This is a genomic window from Bradyrhizobium sp. SZCCHNS30572, assembly GCF_032484415.1.
In the GTDB taxonomy this organism is placed as follows: Bacteria; Pseudomonadota; Alphaproteobacteria; order Rhizobiales; family Xanthobacteraceae; genus Bradyrhizobium.
Genome location: NZ_JAUESY010000012.1, coordinates 261,433 through 279,927, shown reverse-complemented (window position 1 = coordinate 279,927; position 18,495 = coordinate 261,433). Strand labels below are relative to the sequence as shown.

Genomic DNA, 18,495 nt, shown 5'->3' with positions numbered 1-18,495 from the left:
CTGTGCCAAGCCGAACATTTTACGTTGTCATGTTCCCGATTACACTGCTATGGAGGTTGCCTCCAGATGGCAACATCCATAGCAGCCGGCGCGCTGGACGCAGCGGCGAGCCTGAGCGTGTCCATTGATCGAGCGATCCAGCCGAGCCATGTCCACCCGACCACGATCCGGCTGCCGATTGTGCGGTCAGCCGATCTCCCCGCAGGAGCTCCCGCTTGGTGAGCTCCCGGTCTGCAACCGGTTCGCGCGTGAGAGCCATGTCCAGCTTCGGATAACCCTCGACATCGTCGCGTGCGACACGTGTCAGCTCGTCCAGCTCCGCGAGCCTCCACCGCCAGACGTGCTTGTTCCCGAGGTGCCATGGATCCGCTACCGGGAGCCGGAAGGCCATCTCGACGCCCTGGTCGGAGAACTGCTGTCGTTGAAGCCGCGGGCCGGCACCGCCCTTGGGACCGGTCCGTTCGAGGGGCCCCTGCTGGGCAGGTTGCAGGCCCGCGGGCTCACCGCGAGCGCCCTTGCGCTCGGCGCCGCCGGCGCTCCGGGGCGCTATCCCTATCTGGAAACCTGGCAGGCCACCCTCCGTGCCGACCGGCTGGCTGCAGAAGCGACGCAGCTTGGCACTTTCGACATCGTATCGTGCCGCTACATCCTCGAGCACACGCCGGAGCCGGTGCAGGCGCTGCAAGCGCTCAGGGTTCTTCTAAATCCCGATGGCCTGCTGCTGATCGAAGTCCCCGACAGCAGCAAGTTCCTCGCGGCGCGCGACTACTGCTTCCTGTGGGAGGAGCATAGCTGCTACTTCGTCGAGGACACGCTGCGGCGCCTGGCTGAGGTGAGCGGCTATCGCGTTCTGGCCCTGCTTCGCTATCCGGGCGCCCTGGAAGATGCCCTGGTCGCCGTCCTCACCCCGGCCGATATTCCCGCCACTCCGGTGAAGCCCCGCGGACCTTCCAGCCTGTTCCAGGTCTATCGTGACAATTTCGCCCCCGCCCGCGCGCGACTGCGCAGCAAGCTGACGGACCTGGCCGGTCCCGACCGCGACCGGATCGCGCTGTTCGGCATCGGCCATCACGCCATCATGTTCGTCAACGCCTTCGGCCTGGCCGACCTGATCGCGGTGGCCGTCGACGATGATGCGGACAAGACAGGCTTTTTCCCCCCCGGCTTCCGTACACCTGTGGTAGGCTCCCAGCGGCTGCTGGATGACGAGCGGATCAGGCTCTGCCTGTTTGCGATCGCACCGCATATCGAGGGCAAGGTGCGTGAAAAGCTCGCGCCGCTCGCTGCCAGGGGCGTGGAATTCCGCTCGATCTACGCGGCGCTCGACAATTCGATCATGAGGGATCACGCATGACGCTCGTCCAGAAATCCCCCGAGGTATTCCTGGCCGAGGGCCCCATTTCATCGGTGGGCGCGGCCGAGATCAACACCCTGAAGGCCGCGGTGAAGGCCAGCCCGAAGCGGCGGGCCCGCATCAACGCCCATCCGGACGGCGATGACAGCCTGCATGAAATGATCATCGCGATCGATTCCAGCTCCTACATCCGGCCGCACAAGCACCCGGGCAAGAGCGAGGCGTTCCACATCATCGAGGGCGAGGTCGATATCGTGGTGTTCGACGATGACGGCCAGATCGAGCGTGTCGTCGAATTGGGGCCGCCGGGCGGTGCGCGGCCGTTTTACTACCGGATGTCGAACGCGTTCTTCCACACCCTGATCATCCGCAGCGACCTGCTGATCGTGCACGAGATCACCAACGGCCCGTTCCGCCCCGGCGCCAGCGTGTTCGCCGACTTCGCGCCCGAGGACAGCGACGCCGCCGGGGCCGAGGCCTATCAGGCCGATCTCGTCCGGCGTGTCGCCGCACGGCAGGGCGTTGCCGCATGACCAGCCATGCCGTCGTGGTCGGCGGCACCCGCGGCCTCGGCCGCGTGGTCGTCGAACGCTTCCTGGCGCGCGGCTGCGCCGTCAGCGTCGTGTCGCGGCAGCGCCCGGCCGATTTTCCCGATCAGCCCGGCTTGAAGCATTTTTCCGCCGATCTCGAGCGCAGCGAGAGCTTTGCCGGGCTCTGGGGTGAGATCGCCGAGGCCAACGGCCCGGTCCGCTACCTCGTCCTGAGCCAGCGCTTTCGCGGCCAGGGCGATCCCTGGGCCGGGGAAATCCAGGTCGGCCTGACCGCCTCGCGCGACCTGATCGAGGGCTTTTCCGGCCATTTCGCTGACGATGGCGACCGCGCCATCGGCGTGGTCAGCTCGGTCTATGCCGAATTCGTCGGCAGTTCGCAGCCGGTCGGCTACCATGTCGTGAAGGGCGGCCTCAACGCCATGGTCCGGCATTACGCCGCGACGCTCGGCCGGCGCGGCATCCGCGTCAACGCGATCATGCCGCTGACCTATCTGAAGCGCGAATCGCGCATCTTCTATGAGCAGAACGAGAAGCTGATGGAGACCTACCGCAAGCTGGTCCCGCTGGGCCGGCTCGGGACGGCCGAGGAATGCGCCGACGCCCTCGACTTCCTCTGCAGCCCGCGCGCTTCGTTCATCAACGGGCAGAGCCTGTTTCTGGATGGCGGAGTGTCCACAGTCTGGCAAGAAGAGGTCGCCAAGAGCTTCGCCGGCCTGTAAAACCCGCCGCAAATTCCTCTTCGGCCGACCGTCCCGCCTGCGGGATCGCCAACCCAGGATCGACACCTCATGCAGCACGTCAAGCACAAGACCGATTGCCGCCTTTGCGGCTCGACCTCGCTCGATCACGTGCTGCCGATCAGGCCTTCGGCGATCGGCGACGCGTTCGTGACGGCGGACCGGCTGGGCGAGAAGCAGGACCTCTACCCGCTCGACTGCTATCTTTGCCTCGACTGCGGCCATCTGCAGAATCTCGACGTCGTCGATCCCGACATCCTGTTCCGCGACTACACCTACCGCACCTCGGTCTCGCTCGGCCTCGTCGAGCATTTCAAGCGCTATGCGCAATCGGTGGTGTCCTCGCTCGCCATCCCCAAGGGCAGCCTGGTCGCCGAGATGGGCAGCAATGACGGCTCGCTGCTCAAGGCGTTCAAGAACGAGGGCATGCGCGTGCAGGGCATCGACCCCGCCCGCGACATCGCGGCGACCGCCACCAAGGAAGGCGTGCCGACGATCCCGGATTTCTTCACCAGCGCGCTGGCGGCCCGCATCAAGTCGGAGCAGGGCGAAGCCAAGCTGTTCTGCGCCAACAACGTGTTTGCGCATATCGACAACATGTCCGACGTCGTGAAGGGCATCCGCCTCCTGCTCGCCGACGACGGCGCCTTCGTGTTCGAGGTCTCCTACATCGTCGACATGATCGACAACATGGTGTTCGACACGATCTACCACGAGCACGTCTCGCATCACGCGCTGATCCCGCTCGAGACCTTCCTGAACCGGCACGACATGACGCTGTTCCACGTCGAACGCACCGGCACCAAGGGCGGCTCGATCCGCGCCTTTGCGCAGCCGAAATCGACCGGCAAGCGGCCGCGCTCCGCGGAGCTGTCGACGCTGATCGCCGAGGAGGAACGGCGCGGCGTCACCAAGCCGCAGATCTACCGTGACTGGTTCGTCGCCATCGAGAACTGCAAGCGCCGGGTGCTCGCTACTCTCGACGAGGCCATCGCCGCGGGCAAGCTGGTCGCGGCCTACGGCGCCTCGACCACCACCACCACCCTGCTCTACCATTTCGAGCTGGAGAACCGGATCAAGTTCATCGTCGACGACAACCAGCTCAAGCACGGCCGCTTCAGCCCGGGCGCCCACATCCCCGTGCTGCCCTCCAGCGAGCTCGCGACGCGAAAGCCCGACATCGTCGTCGTCCTCGCCTGGATCTATGCGGACCCGATCCTGAAGCGCAACCAGGCCTACCTGGACGCAGGCGGTCGATTCCTGGTGCCGCTGCCGGAGCCGCGGATCGTCGACGCCTCGGGCTCGGTCGCGATCTGAGCCGCGGCGGCGGCCTGAGCTGACCGGTTGACAGTGCCCTCGTAACATGGTCCAGCAAGCCCCGGCGATGGGCCGCCGGCGCGGCGGGGGTCCAACCGCATTCAGCTGGTAAGACAAACACTTACGGCTCTCGCGAGGTACAAGGATGACCACCCTGACCGATGGACAGGTCGAGCGGTTCGTGGTTGCGGATCGGCGTCGCATCTCCTGGGCGCGCTGCCGCGAGGACATCGCGCCTTTCATCACCCGTCACGTCACCTGGCGCGCGCTCGCTGCGGGTGACATCCGATCGAAATACCGCCGCACCATGCTGGGCCCGTGGTGGATCACAGCCACCAACGCGATCACCGCCCTGATCATGGGCACGGTGGCTGGCCGCTTCCTCGGCGCCGACATGAAGACCTACCTGCCCCACTTCATGGTCAGCATGACCATCTGGAGCTTCATCTCGTCCTCGCTCAGCGAGGCCTGCTACACGATGATCAATGCAGGCGGCATGATCAAAGCCGTCGACATGCCGATCCTGATCCATGTCATGCGCATGGTTCAGCGCAACCTGATCATCTTCCTGCACAACATCGCGGTGATCCCGTTCATCTGGCTCGTCTATCCATGGTCGGTCGGGTTCGGAATGGTCCTCGCCATCCTCGGCCTGATGATCGTCTACGTCTTCGTCGTCAGCGCCTCGGTGATCGTCTCGATGATCTGCGTGCGCTATCGCGACGTGCCGCCCGTCATGGCGGCGGTGCTGCAGCTCCTGTTCTTCATCTCTCCGATCATCTGGGAACCGTCGAGTATCCGCGGCGGCGAGCTCATCGTCACGCTCAATCCGATCGCCTATCTCTTGTCGGTCACGCGCGGTCCGCTGATGGGCGACGTTCCCGGCCTTGCGACCTGGGCCGGTGCCATTGGATCGGTCGCGGTCCTGACCGCCGCCATGATCTATATCTACACGCGCTATCGGTCGCGCGTCGTGTATTGGGCCTGACATCATGGCCGGGAGCTCTGGATCCGCCTCGAATGACTCTCATTGAAGCCAAGCAAATCGGCATCGAATTTCCGGTCGCGCCGCCGAACGCACGATCATTCCGGCATCTGGCCATCAAGGCGGCCTCGCGCGTCGGCGGCCGGGTCTCGAAGAGCGACGGCTCGTTCCAGTTCGTCCAGGCGCTCGATGACATCAGCTTCACCCTGAAGCAGGGCGACCGGCTCGGCCTGATCGGCCACAACGGCGCCGGCAAGACCACGCTGATCCGCGTGCTCGCCGGCATCTACGAGCCGACGCGCGGCTCGCTGCGGACCGTAGGGCGTAACGTTCCGATGTTCGACATCGGTCTCGGCATGGACGAAGAGGCCTCGGGCTACGAGAACATTCGCACCCGCGGCCTCATCCTCGGGCTCTCGCCCGAGGAGATCGAGCAGCGCGTGCCCGAGATCGCCGAATTTGCCGAGCTCGGCGACTATCTGGAGCTGCCGATCCGGACCTATTCCTCGGGCATGCTGCTGCGTCTCGTGTTCTCGATCGCAGCCTCGATTCACGGCGACATCATCCTGATGGACGAGTGGATCGCGGTCGGTGACGCGCAGTTCCGCAAGAAGACTCACGGCCGGCTGCAGGACATCACGATGCGCTCGGGAATCGTCGTGCTCGCCACCCATGATCATGGCCTGCTGCGCGACACCTGCAATCTCGGGCTCTATCTCGATGGCGGCCGCGTGCGGGCCTTCGGCGCCCTGGACGACGTTCTGAAAGAGCTGCCCAAGGTTTGAGCGGCCGGGCTCGACAGCATGCGGCAGGAAGCTCGCTGAACCATGACCACGACGCCCGCCCGCGCTGCCTCCCCGACCGTTACGCTGGTCGTCCCGAACTTCAACCACGCCCACTACCTGCCCGAGTCGCTCGGCAGCATCGCGAACCAAACCCGCGCCCCCGACCGCGTCATCATCATCGACGACTGCTCGACGGATGACAGCATCGCGGTCATTTCACGCTTCGTGGCGGAACGGCCGAGCTGGCGACTGATCCGCCACGAGACCAACCAGGGTGTCGTGCGCGGTCAGAACGAGGCCCTGGCGATCGCGGACACCGAATGGATCGGTTTTCTCGGGGCCGACGATGCGCTGCATCCGGCTTATCTCGAAAAGGCGATGGCGCAGGCGACCACCCATCCCGAAGCCGGTCTGGTCTTCGCCTGCTGCGAGATCATCGGCCCTCAGGGACCGTCCGCAAAACGGATGCTGCGGCCGGTGATGCTGCCGGCTTCCGCATCGGCGATGCTGACGCCGGCCGACGTTCGCCACGCGCTGCGTTTTGGCGACAACTACTTTTCGGGCACCACCTCGCTCTACCGCCGCACGGCCTTGCAGGCGCTCGGCGGATTCGACGTCAAGCTCGGCTCGTTCTCGGACGCGTTTCTCGCCCGGCGGCTGGCATTGACCTATGGCTGCTGCTTCATCGCCGAGGCGCTCGGCTACTGGCGCATTCACGGCCAGAACTATTCGACGGCGACCGCAACCGATCCGGCTTCGCTCAACGCCAAGCTCGCGGAGATCGGCGCGCTGATTGCGCAAAGCAGGCTGTTCCCAAAGGGGTATGAGGATGTGTTCGCCCGGCGCAATCGCTTCGGCGCCGCGCGGATGGTACTGGGCGGCGATACGGCAGCGTCGGCCAAGGCAGCGCGCGTATCCGCCTTGCTCGACGGCAATGCGCTCGATACGCACCTGCTTGGGCTGATGTTGAGCCTCGGCGCAAGCGGCCGCCTTGCTGCGCTGGCTTGGATCACCTTGCGGACGCGGCCGATGTCGCTGTCTCGCCTGCTCGCCCAGGCCGCCACGCGACGGGCGATCTTGTCCACCACGCCCGGCTATCGCGCGCCATGACGGTCCGCGCCCCCTTCGGCTCTCTCCGGCGCCGCCTCGGCGCGAAGGCGGCGCCTGCGCCGATCCGCGCGATGCCGACGGCGCAACCATCGCCGCAGGCGCCGCGCAGCCGCTGGTCGCCGCGGACGTGGCTGACGACATCCGCATTTCGTCTCTACGCGTTCCTGAGCGCGCGGCGCCGGCAATTGCTGCCGCTGACCACTCGCGCCGCGAACATCTTCGACAGCAGGCTCATCGTTGCGCCGGCCGGGGCGACGCTGCTCCGGCTGATGGACCGGCAACTGGCAAGGGGATCGCGCCTTGGCCGTTTGCTGGCGCTGACGACCTCGACCACGTTGGCCGCCGCCGCGCAGGTTCATCTGGCCGCAAGCCGCAAGCCGAGCGCGCTGCGTGCGGTGCGGATCTTGAACCTGATCTTCCGCAGCAACGTGCGTGCGCGAGCCGGTGTGGGCGCGCAGGCCTATTTCACCACGCTGGCGCTGTGCAGCGCCTATGACCGGATCGTGCGCGACGTGCCACGGCCCGAGACGATCGACAGCTTCGCGATCAATTTCGCGGTCGGCGTCGCCCACATGTATCGCGACAATCTGCCGGTCGCGGCCCATTTCCTGACAGCGGCTGCGGCCTCCGGCGACGGCAACGCGCTGCGCAAGCTCGGCGCCGTCCACGCCTTGGCCGGCGACCACGTCCGGGCCGCCGCCTGCTTCAGGGCGTCGGTCGCGCGCGATCCCCGCTCGGTGATGGCGCACCAGAACTATGCCGGCGGCTATGATCCGTCGACCTACACGCCGAGCGCCTGGGAGCTGGAGCATGCCGGCGAGCTCCTGATCTACGACAATCTGATCCAGCTCGGCGAGAACTTCTATCACCAGGGCCGTTACGAGGACACGTTCCGCTGCTATCAGGCCGCGCTCGACCATCAGGACGCCTTGGCGGCCAAATGGTCGATTCCCGGCGCGCTGATCGATCGGATTGCCGGCGCCAGCAGCATCTTCGATCCCGCGCTCCCGGTCCGGCTGCTCGGCTACGAATGGGTGACGCTGATCGGCCACATCGGCTTCATCGACTGCCATTTGCGCATGGCCGCGCTCGGCATGCTGCCGCGCGCCAACTACGTCCTGCTTGCTCCGGCGAGCAAGGTGGTCAACCAACCGTTCCTCAGGCTGTTCGCGCCGCATGTCACGATCGTCGAGGACCCCGCTCTCGTCGACGACCTGCTGCCCTATCAGCGGCTGGTCGGCGACCAGTTCATCGCCGTCCGCGGCCAGGACGGCCTGGCCGAGCCATGGGCCCACGCGGCGTCGCGCGCGCAGGTCGCCTGGGCCGAACAGCGGCGGCTGCCGATCGTGAAGGTCCCATCGGAGCTGATGGACACCGGGGCTGCCAGGTTGCGCGCCGCAGGTGTCACCGCGGACTGGTTCGTCGCGATGCACATCCGCGAGGGCGGCTATCATGGCGACGGACCCGGCACCACGCGCCAGCATCGCTCCGCCAATGTCGGCGACTACCTGGACGCCATCGCCGCGATCACCTCACGCGGCGGCGCCGTGGTCAGGCTCGGCGATCGCAGCATGACGCCGCTGCGCGGCATGGCCGGCGTGTTCGACTACGCGCACAGCGACATCAAATCGGCGGAGATGGACCTCTATCTCTGCGCCGCAGCTCGTCTGTTCGTCGGCACGACATCGGGCCTGACCACGGCCGTGCAGGCGCTGGGAACGCCGATGCTGCTGGTCAACTGCATCTCCAACGACTGCCAGTTCTGGCATGACCGCACCGACTTCACCGTGCGGCCGGTCTATGACCGGCGTGGACGGCGCTACCTCTCGCTGCGAGAGACCTACCGCCAGCCGCTGCAGGCGCTGCTGATCGACACCGCCGTGCTGGCCCGTCACGGGCTCGAAATCCACCCCAATACCGCACAGGACATCACGGCAGCCGTCCGCTACAAGCTCGATTGCCTGGACGGAACCGGCATATCCCTGGGTGAGGGAGGCCCGCAGCTCGATCGCTATCGCGCAGCGCTCAGCAGCAACCCCTACAATTTTGGTGCTGCGCTACCGGTCCCCGCGTTCCTGGACCGTCTGCCCGAGCTGCTGCATTGAACGCGTAACCCGGCCTCGGTTCGATCAACGCCCGCGACGGCCATCGCGGGTCGTTTTCCAGTGCTTCGGGGCTCCCGTTAACCTCCGAGCAAGATCGATGCCCTGTAACTTGGGATGGTCGCGATTCGGCTCGGCAGCGCGTCGATACGGTCGAGCCATGCGCCGCTCATGCGATTAGCCGGAACTGAGGCAATGCCCGGAGTGTCCACCTTACAGTCGGTCACGACCTCACCTCCGTACGACGCGGGGGTCCCTCCGCCGTCGAATCCCGTGGAGCTGCCCGACGAGGCGGTCCAGGCCCAGCTCGCGCAGGGCGACTTCGGCGGGATCGGCGCGGTCACCGCGGTGAGCGCCGGCGGACTGACAATCAATCTGCTGTTCGACACGGCGGCGATGAATGCACCGGCAAGCTTTCGCGCCGGCATTCAGCAGGCCGCCGCGATCCTCACCTCGATGATCTCGGATCATATCACCGTCAACATCAAGATCGACTATAGCGGCGTCGGCGGCGGCGCGGCGGCCGGTCCTGACGGCGGCCAGTGGATGAGCTATTCGAGCGTCAGGTCCAACCTGATCAACTATGCCAGCCCAGGCGATACCACCTTCAATGCCCTGCCGGCGGGATCCAGCATCCAGGGACAGTCCTACGTCGCGGTGTGGAATTCGCAGCTGAAGCTGTGGGGCGGCCTCGGCGCCAACGATGCAACCACGGACGACGGCAGCGCGACCTTCGCGACTGACATCAATTCAAACCTGCTGGTCGGCGTGGCGCTGCACGAATTGACGCACGCGTTCGGCCGCGTGCCCTACGGGCCGCAGCCGGACGTGTTCGACCTGTTCCGCTTCTCCAGCCCGGGCGTCCGGCTGATGACCGGCGGCGCGACGGCGGGGACCGCGTATTTCTCGGTCGACGGCGGCTATACGAAGCTCGCGGATTACGGCCAGTCCTCGGACCCCAGCGACTTCCTGAACAGCGGCGTGCAGGGCGGCAACGATCCGTTCAACGAATTCTACACCTACAGCACGCTGCAGACGCTGACGGCCGTGGATCTCAAGCAGATGGACGCGCTCGGCTTCCATCTCGTTTCCGCAACGCCGGTGACGATCGAGGCGCTGGGATCGACCAGCCTGGTGCAGCTCGGACTGAGCTACTTCCTCAATCCGGTCGGCGGCGGTACCGGACCGCAGATCAAGTTCGGCGGCAGCGTCGTCCAGCCCGGACAAATGGGCGGCTGGACCCCGATCGCGGGCGAGACCAGCGGCAGCGGCTATCAGGTCGCCTGGAAGATGTCGGGGGCGGATCTCTACACGGTGTGGAATGTCGACAGCAGCGGCAACTACACCGGCAATGCCATCGGCGCCGTCTCGGGAGGCACGGCTGCATTCGAGGCGTTCGAGACGTCGTTCCATGAGGACTTGAACGGCGACGGCATGATCGGCATTCCCACGACGGTCATCGAGGCCGTGGGATCGACGAGTCTCGTCCAGGCCGGCAACGGCTATTTCCTCAATCCCGTCGGCGGCGGCACCGGCCCGCAGGTCAAGTTCGGCGGCGCCAACCTGGTGGTCGGTCAGCTCGGAGGCTGGACGCCGATCGCAGCCGACGTCGTGGGCAGCGGCTATCAGATCGCCTGGAAGATAGCCGGCGCCGACCTCTACACGGTCTGGAATACCGACAGCAGCGGTGCCTATACGACGAATGCAATCGGCGCGGTCAGCGGGACCAACAGTGCGCTGGAAGCGCTGGAAACCAACCTCCACCAGGACCTGAACGGCGACGGCACGATCGGCATTCCGACCACCGTCATCGAAGCCCTGGGATCGACCAGCCTCGTCCAATCCGGATCCAGCTACTATCTGAACCCGGTCGGCGGCGGCACCGGTCCGCAGGTCACGTTCGGCGGCTCCGTTCTCGTCGTCGGTCAGCTCGGCGGCTGGATGCCGATCGCGGCGGACACCGTCGGTGGCGGCTATCAGATCGCCTGGAAGATGACGGGCGCGGACCTGTATACGGTCTGGAATACCGATAGCAGCGGCGCCTATACGAGCAACGCGATCGGCGCCGTGAACGGCAACAACAGCGCGCTGGAAGCATTGGAGACGAACCTCCATCAGGATCTGAACGGGGATGGCACGATCGGCATCCCCTCGGCCGTGATCGAAGCGCTGGGATCGACGAGCTTGGTGCAATCCGGTTCGACCTACTTCCTCAATCCGGTCGGCGGCGGCACCGGGCCACAGATCGTGTTCGGCGGCAGCGTCGTTACCGTTGGTCAGCTCGGCGGCTGGAACCCGATCGGCGCAGAGAGCTCCGGCGGCGGCTACCTGGTCGCCTGGAAGATGGCGGGAGTCGACCTCTACACGGTCTGGAATACCGACAGCGGCGGCGCTTACGTCAGCAATGCAATCGGCGCCGTTCCGGGCGGCTCGGCGGCGCTGGAGACGCTGGAGACCAGCTTTCATCAGGATCTGAACGGCGACGGCACCATCGGTGTGCCCGCGCACGTCGCGGCGAGCACGCAAGCCGTGACGCTGGCCGGTGGCCCGGACGTGGTCCTGACGGTGCCCGGCAGCTTCGGCGGCTCTCTGATCGGGTTCGGCAGCAGCGGCGATCAGATCGACCTCAACGGCATCGCCTTTCATTCGCTGCAGGCGCATTTCGACGACAGCAGCGGGCTGCTGTCGCTCAGCGACGGCGCGAGCAGCACCTCGTTGCATTTCCTCGGACCGCTGTCGCAGGACAGTTTCCGCTTCGCCAATGACGGCCAGGGCGGCACGATGATCTCGGCGGCCGCGGGTCCGGCGAGCGGCCCCGCTCCGCAGGCCGTCTCCCTGGCAGGACACGACACCTTCGTCTTCGCCGAGCATTTCGGCCAGGTCAGCGTCGCCGACTTCCATCTGGGCAGCGACGCGATCGTCATCAGCCACGACCTTTTCGCAAGTCAGGCGGCGCTGCTGGCGTCGATTCACGACGATGCGGCCGGCAACGCCGTGATCACCGATGCCGCGCAGGACACGATCACCGTCCAGCACGTCACGACGGCAGACCTGCTGAGCCATTTGTCCAGCTTCCACCTGGTCTGATCGGCGCGCCAGCGGTCTTCGGGGCAGGCTGGCGGGAGCGATTCGCTGCAGCGCACGCTCCGATCCCCGCGACTGTCCGGAGCTGCCGCCCCCGAACACAATCGGGGGTTGAAATCGATCGAACAGATCGAACAATGACGTATGGCCGGAGCCGCCATTCTTCGGTACCATTTTATACAAGATCGAGGGGCATCACTGCGCGATGCTTCAATCCCATTTCGCCTGTCGGCCTCGAGGACAGGATCACCATCGCTGCATGCATGCTTTACGAATCTGGCCGTACCGAAGACATTCCTGACCGTTGGCGAGAAGCTGCCGAGTCCCTCATTTTCGATCCTGTTGCTGGCGGCCGTCACGAGTCGCATGTGCAGCAGCCTGCCGCGCCCGCCGAGTACGAATTCAAGCCGGCCTCCGCCATCGCGCAGACGCCGCTTGGCCCGGCCGGGCAGATCGATCCTGCCCCCCCTGCGCCGAGCGCCGATGCTCCGAGCGAGGCGCCCGGCCTCCTCGCGCACGGCGACGGCGAGGCAACGGTGGTCGCACAACTCTTCGACGTGAGCGCGCGGGCCCAGACGTCGGCCCAGGAGACGGCCGAGCTAACGGCTCGGACGGTAGTCGCCGGCTCGACCTGGCAAGTCGCCGAGACGTCCTTCCATCCGGCCCCCGCGATTGCGGGCAACGTCTCCGTCGAACCGGCGTATGCCGGGCCGAGCACCAACGAGAGCGGATTCGTCCTCTCGATCAGCGTCGAGATGTGGTCGAGCGCCAGCGCATCGCTGCAGACATGGTCGTTCAGCAGCCTCGGAAAGCCCGCGACAGCGCAGGCCGGACCGAGCGGCGCGCCCGCGCCGTCGCTTCAGGACGCGGTGACGGAAGCCATCGCCTCGGCGGTCAGTGCACAAGGTGCGACCAGCGCCCAGGTCGTTCAGGCGCTCGGCGGCAACTCCACGGGCGTGACGGGAGCCGGCATCAAGATCGGCGTCCTCTCCAGCAGCTTCAACAATCTCGGCGGCGCCGCTGCGGACGAAGCCAGCGGAGCCTTGCCTTCGGCCTCCAAGATTCAGATCCTCAAGGATATGCCATCGGGCGGGACGGACGAAGGCCGTGCGATGATGCAGGTCATCCACGACATTGCGCCTGACGCCAGTCTCGCCTTCTATACCGCGTTCCAGAGCGAACAGGACTTCGCCGACGGCATCATCGCGCTCGCCAATGCCGGCTGCAAGGTCATCGTCGACGATGTGAGCTATTCGGACGAGCCGTTCTTCCAGAACGGCGTTGTCGCCCAGGCCATTCAGACCGTTCAGGCCATGGGCGTGACCTATGTGACGTCGGCCGGCAACAACGGCAGCACGGCCTATCAGACGTCGTGGACCTCGATCTCCGGCAGCATCGGAGGAATGTACTACGATGGCAATGCGCTGAGCTTCGGCGGCAACATCGCGCAAACCATCACCGTGACCGCGGGCGCCAACCTGCTCGTGCAATGGGACGAGGCTTGGGGTCAAGCCGCATCGCATCTCTCGGTCAACGTGTACCAGAATGGACAATATCTCGGACACGTTCCCAACAGTTATCAGAACCCGTGGATCGGCCTGCATTTCGCGGTCTCCGGCACCTACCAGATCGTCATTGCGGACGTTTCCGGCCCCACGCCATCGACGATCAAGGAGATCCTGGCAGGCAACGGCCTCCCGGTCTCCATCAGCGGCGCCAATATCGGAACTGTCTTCGGTCACGCGATGACCCCGGGGGTCATCACCGTCGGAGCCGTCGATGCCGCCAACACGCCTGCCTTTGGCGCAACACCGGTCTCGGAAAGCTTTTCATCGTCCGGCGCCGGGACCGAGATCCTGTTCGCCAACGACGGCACGCGCCTTACGACGCCGCTCCAGCTCAGCCCAGTCGTGGTCTCCGGCATCGACAACATCTCGACGACCGTCACCGGAATGACCGACTTCTACGGCACCTCCGCAGCCGCACCGAGCGTTGCCGCGATCGCGGCCTTGATCCTGACGGCCAACCCGACGCTGAGCTACGCCAACGTCTCGGAGATCCTGCAGCAGACGGCGGTGCCGATGGCCAATCCGGCGGTCGCCGGCGCGGGTCTCGCCCAGATCAATCCTGCCGTCGGATCGGCCCCCTATTTCGCCAACACCATCGTCGAGGCGCTCGGATCGATCAGCCTCGCCCAGGTCGGCGTCATCTACGATCTCAACACCATCGGTGCGAGCACATCGGTGGCGCTGCGGTTCAACGGCGCCAACGTCGTCGTTCACCAGCTCAGCAACTGGACGCCGATCGGCGTCGAAGCCAATGGAAGCGGCGGCTACGAAGTCGCCTGGACATTCCAGGGGCAGGATCTCTACACCGTCTGGAACGTGGACAGCAGCGGCAACTACATCGGCAACGCGATCGGCGCCGTCTCCGGAAGCTCGTCCGCTTTCGAAACATTCGAGACGGCGTTCCATCAGGATTTGAACGGCGACGGCACGATCGGCATTGTCAGCACGGTCATCGAGGCCGCGGGGGCCACGAGCCTGGTCCAGTCCGGCAACGGCTATTTCCTCAATCCGGTCGCGGGCGGGACAGGACCGCAGATCAGCTTCAACGGCAGCACCGTCAGCCCCGGGCAGCTGGGCGGCTGGACTCCGATCGCTGCAGAGGCCGTCGGCGGCGGCTATCAGATCGCCTGGAAGATGGCGGGCAGCGACCTCTACACCGTCTGGAACGTCGACAGCAGCGGCAACTACACGGGCAACGCCATCGGCGCGGTCAATGGCGCCAGCAGCGCGCTCGAGGCGCTGGAGCCGAACTTTCACCAGGACCTGAACGGCGACGGCACGATCGGCGTTCCGAGCACGGTCATCGAGGCCGCGGGATCGACAAGCCTGGTGCTGGCCGGGTCGAGCTATTTCCTCAATCCCGTCGGCGGCGGCACTGGTCCGCAGATCATGTTCGGCGGCAGCATCGTGACCGTCGGTCAGCTCGGCGGCTGGGCGCCGATCGCCGCGGAGCCGTCCGGCAGCGGCTATGAGATCGCCTGGAAAATGGCGGGCGCCGATCTCTACACCGTCTGGAACACCGACAGCAGCGGCAACTATACCGGCAACGTCATCGGCGCGGTTGCGGGAAGCTCCGCAGCCCTGGAAGCGCTGGAGCCCAGCTTCCACCAGGATCTGAACGGCGACGGCACCATCGGCGCCCCAAGCGTGACACCGAGCGGCAGCGTGATCGAAGCGCTCGGGTCTACCAGCCTGTCGCTGTCGGGCACGACCTACCTGATGGCGCCGGTGTCGGGAGGCACCGCAACGCAGGTCATGTTCGGCGGCAACGTCATCGTTGCCGGCCAGCTCGGCGGCTGGGCGGCGATCGCTGCGGAGGTCTCGGGCGGCGGCTATCAGGTCGCCTGGAAGATGGCCGGCGCCGACCTCTACACGGTCTGGAACACCGATAGCAGCGGCAACTACACCGGCAACGCCATCGGCGCCGTTTCCGGCAGCTCGACGTCCCTTGAAGCCCTCGAGAGCAGCTTCCATCAGGATCTGAATGGCGACGGCACGATCGGGATCCCGACCGTCAGCTCGGTGACGGCGAGCGCAGAGACGGCCACGACGTCGGGTGCGACCGACCTGGTCCTCGCCGCGCCTTCCTTCAGCGGCAATCTCATCGGATTCGGCGGCACCGCCGCTCAGATCGATCTCAAGAGCATCGCATTCACATCGCTTCAGATGCATTTCGACGAGACGAGCGGAATGCTGTCGCTGGGCGACGGGTCCAACAGCGCGTCGCTGCACTTCGTCGGCCCATTGTCGCAGGACAGCTTTCACTTCGCAGCGGACGGCCAGGGCGGCACTCTGATCTCCGGGACCTCGATCTCCGGCGCGGCATCCTCATCGGTGTCGCTGCAGGGACACGACACCTTCGTGTTCGCTGAGCATTTCGGTCAGGTGAACATCGCCGACTTTGCGGTCGGCACCGACAAGATCGTGTTCAGCCAGAGCATCTTCGCGGACCCGTCCACGCTGCAGGCCGCCATCCATGACGACGCCGCGGGCAACGCCGTCATCACCGATCCGGCACTCGACACCATCACGATTCAGCACGTGTCGACGGCCGAGCTGCTGTCTCATCTGTCGAGCTTCCATCTGGTCTGAGACCGGCGGCATTCGAGGCGTCGTCTCCGCCATTCGGCGGGCGAAGGGTGCCCGGCGGGCGGTTTCCGCCCGCCGCAGGACAGATAACGGCTCGCGCGAGGGCCGCTCTTGCCCTATACGGCGCTTCGATCATCCTACACCGTGAGTTTGATGCCCCCGCCCCGCTCCGCTTCGCCGCGCCGCCTGCTCTATGTGGCCAACGAGGATTACGCCTTCCTGATGCATCGCCTGCCGATGGCGCGCGCGGCGCGCGAGGCCGGCTACGAGGTGCATGTCGCGACCAACGTCAATGCCGGCGCCGCCGCGATCGCCGCCGAGCGGTTCGTGCTGCATCCGATCCCGTTCCAACGCGGCGGGCTGTCACCGTCATCAGCCCTGCCCACGATCCGCGCGATCCGCGCCGTCGAGGCTGCGATCAGCCCCGACGTGGTGCATCATTCCGGATTGCAGTCGAGCGTGCTCGGCTCGCTCGCCGCGCTTGGACGCACCACTCCGGTCGTCAACGCCATGACCGGCCTCGGCTATGTGTTCACATCGGCGAGCTGGCGCTCGCGTCTGCTCAAGCAGGGCCTGCTGTGGCTGCTGCCGCAGCTCATGAACCGGACACCGAGCTGCGTGCTGGTCCAGAATCCCGACGATCGAGAGGCGCTTCAAGCCATGGGCGTCCGGGGCGACAAGATCACGCTGATCCCGGGCTCGGGCGTCGACACCGACCGCTTCCAGCCGCTGCCAGAACCGGACGGGCCGATCACCTTCGGCTTCGCAGGACGGCTGCTGACCGACAAGGGCGTCCGCGCCCTGGTCGCCGCGCACCGCATGCTGCGCCAGCAGGGCCGCGACGACCAGTTGCTGATCGCCGGCTCGCCCGATCCGGCCAATCCCGCCTCGGTCTCGGCCGAGGAGGTCGAGGCCTGGCGGAAGGAACCCGGCATCATCCTGCTCGGCCAGATCAAGGACATCACCGAGCTCTGGCGCCGCTGCCACGTCGCCGTGCTGCCGTCGCATCGCGAAGGACTTCCGGTCAGCCTGCTGGAGGCCGCCGCCTGCGCCCGGCCGCTGATCTCCACCAATGCACCCGGCTGCCGCGAGATTGCGATCCACGACCAGACCGGACTCACCGTGCCGGTCGAGGATGCGGCGGCGCTCGCGCAGGCGATGGCGCAGCTGGCGGCGTCGCCCGAGATGCGCGCACGTTATGGCGCGGCGGCCCGTCAACTGGTCGAGGACAAGCTCTCGGCCAGGATCATTGGCCGTTCGGTGGTGGCGCTCTATGATCGCCTCATCTCGGCCGCAGAGGTCTGCGGATGATCGCCGATCCCACCGCGGTCCTTGCCGCCATCGCCGTGCTCGCGGCCGCGATGTGCGCCATCCTGATCGTGCTGTTGCGTCCAGTGCTCCAACGCTACGCGCTGGCGCGGCCGAATGCGCGCTCGTCGCACAAGATCCCGACGCCGCAGGGGGCCGGCATTGCCGTGATCGGCGCCACGATCGTTGTCGGCGGCGCGTTCGCCTCCGTGGCCGGTTTCGCGCCGCTGCTGATGCTGTTCATCGCCGTGCCGATGCTGGCGCTGGTCGGCCTGATCGACGACATCAGGCCGATCCCGGTGCTGCCGCGCCTGGTCCTGCAGGGATTGGCCGTCGGCCTCGTCGTATTCACCGCGCCTGACGATCTCAGGCTGTTTCCGATCCCGCTGGCGGTCGAGCGCACGCTGCTGCTGATCGCCGGCCTGTGGTTCGTCAACCTCGTCAACTTCATGGACGGGCTCGATTTGATGACCGTGGCCGAGGCAGTGCCGATCACGGCGACGCTCGTCCTGTTTGGCCTCTCCGGTGAACTGCCCTGGCCGGCGACCGCCATCGCTGCGGCGCTGGGTGGCGCCATGCTCGGCTTTGCGCCCTTCAACCGTCCCGTCGCAAAGGTCTTTCTCGGGGATGTCGGCAGCCTGCCGATCGGGCTGCTGCTCGGCTGGGGCCTGCTCCATCTTGCCTGGCAGGGCGACGTCGCAGCGGCGCTGCTGCTGCCGCTGTATTATCTGATCGACGCCACTTTCACCCTGTTGCGACGGATGGCACAGCGCGAGCCGTTCTGGGCGGCGCACCGCACGCATTTCTATCAACAGGCCACCGATAACGGCTTCACCGTCTGGCGCGTCGTCAGCGAGGTGTTCATCCTCAACGTCGTGCTTGCGACGCTCGCAGCCATCTCGGTCGCGCAGCGTTCCATGACGGCCGACGCCATCCTGCTCGTCTTCGGTCTCGGCGCCGTCACCTGGGTGCTGAGCCGCTTCTCGCGGCGGCGCCATTGAAGAC

At 66.2% G+C, this 18,495-nt stretch carries 12 protein-coding genes; all 12 read left to right on the top strand.

Annotation, left to right across the window (positions count from 1 at the left end):
• Positions 1-148 precede the first annotated feature (148 nt).
• The 12 genes from QX048_RS32040 to QX048_RS31985 all read left to right on the top strand — a co-directional run bounded on the left by QX048_RS32040 (position 149) and on the right by QX048_RS31985 (position 18,491).
• Positions 149-1,354, top strand: coding sequence for a class I SAM-dependent methyltransferase (locus tag QX048_RS32040; protein WP_315825077.1), 1,206 nt, complete (start codon positions 149-151; stop codon positions 1,352-1,354).
• The gene (locus QX048_RS32035; RefSeq protein ID WP_315825078.1) at positions 1,351-1,887 is read left to right on the top strand and encodes a WbuC family cupin fold metalloprotein; all 537 of its coding nucleotides are present in this window, start codon (positions 1,351-1,353) and stop codon (positions 1,885-1,887) included. The genes QX048_RS32040 and QX048_RS32035 overlap by 4 nt, the downstream gene beginning before the upstream one ends.
• The gene (locus tag QX048_RS32030; protein ID WP_315712830.1) at positions 1,884-2,624 is read left to right on the top strand and encodes an SDR family oxidoreductase; all 741 of its coding nucleotides are present in this window, start codon (positions 1,884-1,886) and stop codon (positions 2,622-2,624) included. The genes QX048_RS32035 and QX048_RS32030 overlap by 4 nt, the downstream gene beginning before the upstream one ends.
• 69 nt (positions 2,625-2,693) lie before the next feature.
• On the top strand, positions 2,694-3,959 hold the full coding sequence (locus QX048_RS32025; RefSeq protein WP_315753257.1) for a class I SAM-dependent methyltransferase: 1,266 nt from the start codon (positions 2,694-2,696) through the stop codon (positions 3,957-3,959).
• Positions 3,960-4,104: 145 nt separating this feature from the next.
• Positions 4,105-4,947 (top strand): ABC transporter permease, encoded by an 843-nt coding sequence (locus QX048_RS32020; RefSeq protein WP_315712833.1) that lies wholly within the window; start codon positions 4,105-4,107, stop codon positions 4,945-4,947.
• Positions 4,948-4,979: 32 nt separating this feature from the next.
• Positions 4,980-5,729: an ABC transporter ATP-binding protein gene (locus QX048_RS32015; protein WP_315712834.1), complete on the top strand. Its 750-nt coding sequence runs from the start codon at positions 4,980-4,982 to the stop codon at positions 5,727-5,729.
• A 42-nt stretch (positions 5,730-5,771) separates the two neighbouring features.
• The gene (locus QX048_RS32010; protein WP_315825079.1) at positions 5,772-6,839 is read left to right on the top strand and encodes a glycosyltransferase family A protein; all 1,068 of its coding nucleotides are present in this window, start codon (positions 5,772-5,774) and stop codon (positions 6,837-6,839) included.
• Positions 6,836-8,944, top strand: a complete 2,109-nt coding sequence (locus QX048_RS32005; protein WP_315825080.1) for a TIGR04372 family glycosyltransferase — start codon at positions 6,836-6,838, stop codon at positions 8,942-8,944. Before QX048_RS32010 ends, QX048_RS32005 begins: the two co-directional genes overlap by 4 nt.
• A 192-nt stretch (positions 8,945-9,136) precedes the next feature.
• Complete coding sequence (locus tag QX048_RS32000) at positions 9,137-12,028, top strand: NF038122 family metalloprotease (protein ID WP_315825081.1); 2,892 nt, start codon at positions 9,137-9,139, stop codon at positions 12,026-12,028.
• Positions 12,029-12,393: 365 nt separating this feature from the next.
• Entirely contained in the window at positions 12,394-16,185 is a 3,792-nt protein-coding gene (locus QX048_RS31995) for a S8 family serine peptidase (protein ID WP_315825082.1), read from the top strand.
• A 150-nt stretch (positions 16,186-16,335) separates the two neighbouring features.
• Complete coding sequence (locus tag QX048_RS31990; protein ID WP_315825083.1) at positions 16,336-17,493, top strand: glycosyltransferase family 4 protein; 1,158 nt, start codon at positions 16,336-16,338, stop codon at positions 17,491-17,493.
• Positions 17,490-18,491 carry a glycosyl transferase gene (locus tag QX048_RS31985; RefSeq protein WP_315825084.1) on the top strand — a complete coding sequence of 334 codons (1,002 nt, stop codon included), beginning with the start codon at positions 17,490-17,492 and terminating at the stop codon, positions 18,489-18,491. Before QX048_RS31990 ends, QX048_RS31985 begins: the two co-directional genes overlap by 4 nt.
• The last annotated feature ends 4 nt before the right edge of the window (positions 18,492-18,495 follow it).